General features: G+C 70.7%; 6 protein-coding genes, 1 tRNA gene and 1 pseudogene. 2 read left to right on the top strand and 6 right to left on the bottom strand.

Going from position 1 to position 6,246, the window contains the following annotated elements; all coding sequences use genetic code 11:
* On the top strand, positions 1 to 767 hold a 767-nt coding region (locus ABZ281_RS33040; protein ID WP_356661507.1), incomplete at its 5' end, for an HAD-IIB family hydrolase.
* Positions 768 to 865: 98 nt separating this feature from the next.
* On the opposite strand, the gene ABZ281_RS33045 is transcribed toward ABZ281_RS33040, so the two are convergent.
* From ABZ281_RS33045 to ABZ281_RS33070, 6 genes and pseudogenes are all read right to left on the bottom strand, one after another.
* A tRNA-OTHER gene (locus ABZ281_RS33045) sits at positions 866 to 970 on the bottom strand.
* A 282-nt stretch (positions 971 to 1,252) separates the two neighbouring features.
* Positions 1,253 to 1,450, bottom strand: a pseudogene (locus ABZ281_RS33050) (hypothetical protein).
* Positions 1,451 to 1,678: 228 nt separating this feature from the next.
* Positions 1,679 to 2,398 (bottom strand): ABC transporter permease, encoded by a 720-nt coding sequence (locus tag ABZ281_RS33055; RefSeq protein WP_298556652.1) that lies wholly within the window; start codon positions 2,396 to 2,398, stop codon positions 1,679 to 1,681.
* Positions 2,399 to 2,407: 9 nt separating this feature from the next.
* Complete coding sequence (locus tag ABZ281_RS33060) at positions 2,408 to 3,319, bottom strand: ABC transporter ATP-binding protein (RefSeq protein WP_030850054.1); 912 nt, start codon at positions 3,317 to 3,319, stop codon at positions 2,408 to 2,410.
* A complete protein-coding gene (locus ABZ281_RS33065) occupies positions 3,316 to 4,233 on the bottom strand; it encodes an ABC transporter permease (protein ID WP_356661509.1) in 918 nt (305 codons plus the stop codon). Before ABZ281_RS33065 ends, ABZ281_RS33060 begins: the two co-directional genes overlap by 4 nt.
* Positions 4,223 to 5,191, bottom strand: a complete 969-nt coding sequence (locus tag ABZ281_RS33070; protein ID WP_356661513.1) for an ABC transporter ATP-binding protein — start codon at positions 5,189 to 5,191, stop codon at positions 4,223 to 4,225. The genes ABZ281_RS33065 and ABZ281_RS33070 overlap by 11 nt, the downstream gene beginning before the upstream one ends.
* Positions 5,192 to 5,370: 179 nt before the next feature.
* Here ABZ281_RS33070 and ABZ281_RS33075 point away from each other — a divergent pair.
* Positions 5,371 to 6,246: alpha/beta fold hydrolase (locus ABZ281_RS33075; RefSeq protein ID WP_356661511.1), on the top strand; the 876-nt coding region annotated here is incomplete at its 3' end.

Consider the following 6,246-nt stretch of genomic DNA (forward strand, 5'->3'; position numbering starts at 1 on the left):
GCGCCGGGCGGCCCCGCGCACAAGTCGGTGCTGTTCGTGGACCCGGCGGCCGACGCGGCGGCGCCGCGGCCACCGCGGCGGGCGCCGCGCACATCGTCGTCACCGGCCGTGCGGTCCCGTGGACCCGGCACATCCTCGACGACCTCGGCTACCAGGGGCTGGCCGTCTGCGGTCAGGGCGCGCAGGTCTACGACGCCGGCGCGCACCGGCTGCTGACGTCGGTGACGCTGGACCGGCAGCTGGCCGGGGTGGCGCTGGCCAAGATCGAGGCGGAGGTCGGCCCGCTGTATCTGGCGGCGAGCCGCGACGGCCTCGACGGCGAGGTGCTGGTCGGTCCGGGCTACGCGGTCCAGGGCACCCTGCCCGCCACGCCCTTCACGGACGCGTCGGACCTGTGGACTGCACCCCTGAACAAGCTGTACATCCAGCACCCGACCCTGTCGGACGACGAGCTGTGCGAGGCGGCCACGCGGACCGCCGGCGGCTTCGTCACGGTCACGATGGCGGGCGAGGGCATCGTCGAGCTTCTCCCCCTGGGCCTGTCCAAGGCGACGGGTCTGTCCCTGGCGGCCCGTCGGCTCGGGATGAAGGCGGCCGACACGATCGCCTTCGGCGACATGCCCAACGACATACCGATGTTCGCCTGGGCCTCCTACGGCGTCGCCATGGCGGACGCCCACGAGGAACTGAAGGCGGTGGCCGACGAGGTGACGTCCTCCCACGACGAGGACGGCATCGCGGTGGTGCTGGAGCGGTTGCTGGGCTGAGTGTCGGGCCGTCGCCTGTCGCTGCGCTGTGCGTGGGGTCGGTTCGCAGGGCGTGGGCTGAACGTCGGGCCGGTCGCGCGGCGTTGGGTGGTGCTCGGCGGAGGATGCACGGATCGAACGTGCGCGGGCTGTTGGGCCCGATCTTGACTCGCTTCTGATCAAACGCGGCGCGAGCCAGTGCCTTACCACTCGGCCAATCCTCCGGGTGGGCGGCCCACGCGATGTGCGATTCGCGTGCTCGAAAGCGGCCGCCCCGGGCAGCTCCCCGTGTGGGGCGGGTTCGACGGAGAGGTAGTGGCTACTCCGGATCCCGCCGCGGGCTGCCCTGAAGGGAGCTGGACGTACTGCCGTGCATGGACATCGTCCCGCTCCTCTCCCAGAACGTGGCGCCGGGCCCTCTGCCCGACCGTGACGACAACCACTGTGCCTGCCGGGCGAATTGGACGCCACTGATTAAAACGGCGGCCGGACGGGCGGCTGGCCGGCTATTTCCTGCGCCACCTGCGCCGCCGGACCTTGCTGAAGAACCAGCCCGCGGGCGGCTCGTCGGAGCGCCAGGGCTACGGCTCCGGTTCCTCGCGGCGCCACTTCGCGGCGAGCATCCGGGCACGGGCGGACGGCTCGGAGGTCCCGGCGGAGCGTATGAAGTCCTCGTCCAGTACGACCCCGTCGAGATCGTCCAGGGCCTCGCCCCCGGAACGGGACCCGGACTGGGATCCGGACTCCGATCCGGCTTCCGCCCGGGAGCCGTTCCCCGGCCCGCCGCCCGACTGCCCGCGGTCGCCGTACTGAGCCCTCTCGCCAGCCATTCCCGTCCTCCCCAGCTGTCCAACTTCCGTATTGATTCCCCTACATCCCGTTCGCCCAGTGTGCCCTGACAGAGGTGAAGCCTCCGTCAGGGCCCGGGCACGTCACTCCTCGCCGGCGAGGGTGAGGGATCGCAGCTTCTGTCCGGCGAACCACGTGGCCAGCACCGTGACGGCCAGCAGCAGCACCGTCGCCGTGGTCAGACCCACGTCCGAGGAGACCAGGTCCCCTCCGGACACTTTCTGGGCCACCGCCAGCGACCACTGCTGGACGCTCAGCGTGCGCGCACCCGGCACCAGTGAGCCGAACAGGGCCTCCCAGACCAGCGCGTAGACGAGACCGAACACCACCGCGTGCCGGGAGACCGTGCCGAGCAGCAGGAACAGGGCCGCGTAGGCGATGGACGCGACCAGCGCGGCCACCGTGTAGGCGACGGCGACCTGCTGGCCGTTGCCGTTCAGGATGAAGCCGGCGATGAGCGTCGGCACCGCCGAGAACACCATGGTCACCGCGATCGCGACGATCAGCTTGGTGAAGATGATCGTCGGCCGCTTGATCGGCTTGGACAGCAGGTACACCACCGAGCCGTCGTCGATCTCCGGCCCGATCGCGCCCGTTCCGGCGATGACGCCGATGATCGGCACCATCGTGGCGAGTGCGAGGCCGCCCAGCAGGTCGGACGCCGTCTGGTCGTCCGCCCCGGCCAGGCCGCGCACCGCCAGGGCGATCACGATCAGCAGCATCGGCAGGGCGCCGAGGATGAGGGCCCGGCGCCGGCCGAGCAGGGCCCGGTACGTGAGCCGGGCGACTGTGGGGTCGTACATCAGGGCCTCCTACGCCGCGACGAGGTACGAGAAGACGGACTCGAGGGACTCGTCGGACGGCGAGACCGTGAGCAGCCGGATGCCGTGGTCCCTGGCCACCCGCGGCAGCAGGGCCGTGAAGCGGCCGAAGTCGACGGCCTGGATGCGCAGCGCGCCCTCGGCGAGGTCGACCTCGATGCCGGCCGTCGACGGATCGGCGATCAGCGCGGCCGCGAGAGCACGGTCGTCGCTGGAACGCACCAGGTAGCGGTGCGGTCGGTCGGTCATCAGGCGACGGATCTTGCGGAAGTCACCGCTGGCCGCGTGCCGGCCGGCGACGACGACCTCGATGTGCCAGGCGAGTTGCTCGACCTCTTCGAGGATGTGGGACGAGAACAGCACGGTGCGGCCCTCGTCGCCCATGCGGCGCAGCAGGTCCATCAGCTGCATGCGCTGACGGGGGTCCATGCCGTTGAAGGGCTCGTCGAGCAGCAGCAGCGACGGGTCGTGGACCAGAGCGCTCGCCATCTTCACGCGCTGGCGCATGCCCTTGGAGTACGTCTGGATCTTGCGGTCCTGGGCGTACTCCATCTCGACCGTGGCGAGTGCCCTCTGGGCCGCCTTGGCGCCCAGGCCGTGCAGTTCGGCGTTGGCGAGGACGAACTCCTTGCCGGTGAGGAAGTCGTACATCGCCTCCCGCTCGGGGACGACGCCGATGTGCTTGTAGATCTGCTCGTTGCGCCACACGGCCTGGCCGTCGAGGGTGACCGTGCCGGTGGAGGGGGCCAGGAAGCCGCCCATCATGTTGATGAGGGTGGACTTCCCGGCGCCGTTGGGGCCGAGCAGGCCCGTGACGCCGGGGCCGATGGTCATGGTGATGTCGTTGACGGCGACCACGTTGCCGAACCAGCGGGAGACGTGGTCGATGTTGAGCGTGGTCACAGTCCCACCTTCTTGTAGCGGCGCATCAGGAGGCCGTAGCTCGCCGCGATCAGGCCGAGGGCGACGACGACGTAGACGACGCCCTCGGCGGTGCTCGGGCCCACCCCGCTGGGGGAGGCGGACGTCGCGCCCAGGAACGCGGACTGCACACCGTCGATGATCGTGATCGGCGAGAACAGCCCGATCCACGGCACGGCGTCGCCGCTGCCCTGCGCGTCGGCGATGGCCTGGAGGGTGGAGACCGCGCCGTAGGTGATGGTCAGCACGGCGATCACGGCCGCGATACCGAAGCCGCGGCGCGGGGTGAAGGACGCGATGACCAGGCCGATGCCGGCGAAGAGCAGTGAGAGCAGTGCCACCGAGACGAGTCCCTGTGCGAATCCCTTGGTCTGGTCGGCGAAGTCGAGCTTGGCCAGCAGCGCGCCCACGTAGAGCAGGAGCAGGGGGCCGGCGGTGAGGATGAAGAGTGCCGAGGCCAGCGCCGCGAACTTGGCGCGGACGTAGTCGGCGGTCTCGATGGGCCGCGAGAAGTACAGCGGCACCGTCTTGAAGCGCAGGTCGCGCGAGACGGACTGGGGCGCCTGCGAGGCGACGTAGAGGCTGATGACCGCCTGCATGATGACCGCGTAGCGCGTGTAGTCGACCGGCAGGGCGTTGGCCTTGGTGGCGACCGCGACGGCGACCATGATGGCCGCGGGCACGCACATCACCACGAAGAGCAGCATCGGCAGCACCTTGGACTTCACCGAGCGGCCGAGGCCGTAGGAGCCGCGCAGGGACTGCGAGTACAGGGAGCGGCGGGCATAGGCGCGGCCCAGGCGGGGGCCGTCGTAGTTGCGGTAGCCGATGTTGTGGATGCGGGTCTGGTCACCCGGTGCCGGGGCGGATGTCCCCGTGGAGTGCTCAACCGCCATGGCCGACCGCCTCCTTCCGCTGCTCGCGCTCGTCGCTGCTGGTGAAGACCTCGGCGATGTGGTGCCGGCGCTGCTCCATGCGCACCAGGCCGAGTCCGAGGCCCGCGATCACGTCCCGGACCACGTCGTACGTCTCCTCGCCCTGGGCGGTGAGCAGCAGGACGTGGCCCGCGCCGGGCAGGCCGCTGCCGTCCTCGACGCTCACCCCACGCGCGTGCAGCGCCTCGCGGACCGCGCGGGTGCCGTCCGGGTGCTCGTCGGTGTCCGTGACCTCGATCGCGAGGGTCGTGGTGGTCTGCGTGAAGTCCGTGGTGGAGCTGGAGCGCAGGAGTTTGCCGCCGTCGATGACGACGACGTGGTCGCAGGTGCGCTCCAGTTCGCCCAGGAGGTGGGAGGTGACCAGGACCGAGATGCCGAAGTCGGTGTGGATGCGGCGGATCAGACCGAGCATCTCGTCGCGGCCGACCGGGTCGAGGCCGTTGGTCGGCTCGTCCAGGAGGACCAGCTGAGGGTCGTGGACGAGGGCCTGCGCGAGCTTGACGCGCTGCTTCATGCCGGTCGAGTAGCCGCCGATGGGGCGATAGCGCTCCTCGTACAGCCCGACGTGGCGCAGGGTGTCGGCCGTTCGCTCGCGCGCGGCCGTGGGCGGCAGACCGGACATGCGCGCCATGTGGACGACGAACTCGGTGGCCGAGACGTCCGGCGGCAGGCAGTCGTGCTCGGGCATGTAGCCGACCCGCTCGCGGATGGCGCCGCCCTTGGTGGCGACGTCGAGACCGAGCACTTCGGCGCGGCCCTCGGTGGCGGGGGACAGACCCAGCAGGATCTTGATCAGTGTGGACTTGCCGGCTCCGTTGGCTCCGACGAGTCCGGTCACACCGGGCCCGACGTCCACGGAGAGCCGGTCAAGCGCGGTCACCCGGGGGAACCGCTTGCTCAGGCTTTCGGTCGCGATCACAGTCACCCCTTGAAGGTAGGGGCCGTGCGCGTGGCGGTCATCACTCCGCAGAGCTGTCTTCGGGTCAGCCCTGAGTATTACGGGCCCCTAGGGGAGCTGGTTCTTCAGAGTTACCACGGCGGGTGGGACCGGGGCACCGCCCTATTGACGAACTCTCTAACAACTGCCAGATTCGCCGGATGACGTTGCTGACGGGTGCGCGCGAGCGCAGGGTGCGGACCGGCGAAGTCGAGCTGTGCGTGGCCGAGATGGGGGACCCCGGGCGGCCCACGGTCGTCCTGGTGCACGGCTACCCCGACAGCAAGGAGGTGTGGTCCGAGGTCGCCGAGCGGCTCGCCGGGCGCTTCCACGTGGTGGCGTACGACGTCCGCGGCCACGGCCGGTCGACGGCGCCGCGGCCACTGCGGGGCAGGTTCACGCTGGAGAAGCTGACGGACGACTTCCTGGCCGTCGCGAACGCGGTGAGTCCCCATGAGCCGGTGCACCTGGTCGGGCACGACTGGGGCTCGGTGCAGGCCTGGGAGTTCACCACCGTCCAGCGCACCGAGGGACGCATCGCCTCCTTCACCTCGATGTCCGGGCCGTCCCTCGACCACTTCGGCCACTGGATCGGCAAGCGGGTCCGGCGCCCCACCCCGCGCCGGGTCGGTCAGCTTCTCGGGCAGGGCGCCCGGTCCTGGTACGTGTACCTGCTGCACACGCCCCTCCTGCCCGAGCTGGCCTGGCGCGGCCCGCTCGGCAAGCGCTGGCCGCGGGTACTGGAGCTCGTCGAGAAGGTGCCCCGGGGCGACTACCCCACCGCGTCCCTGCCGTCGGACGCGGCTCACGGGGCCTGGCTGTACCGGGACAACGTCCGGCCCCGGCTGCGCGCGCCGCGCCCGGACGCGCACGCCCATGCGCCCGTGCAGATCATCACGCCCCTCGAGGACCGTTTCCTCTCGGAGCGGCTGTACGACGAACTCGATCAGTGGGTGCCGCAGTTGACCCGCAGGGCGATCCAGGCGGGGCACTGGATCCCGCGGACCCGCCCGGACCTGCTGGCCTCCTGGGTCGAC

Origin of the sequence: Streptomyces sp. NPDC006265 (assembly GCF_040613555.1) — a bacterium.
In the GTDB taxonomy this organism is placed as follows: Bacteria; Actinomycetota; Actinomycetes; order Streptomycetales; family Streptomycetaceae; genus Streptomyces.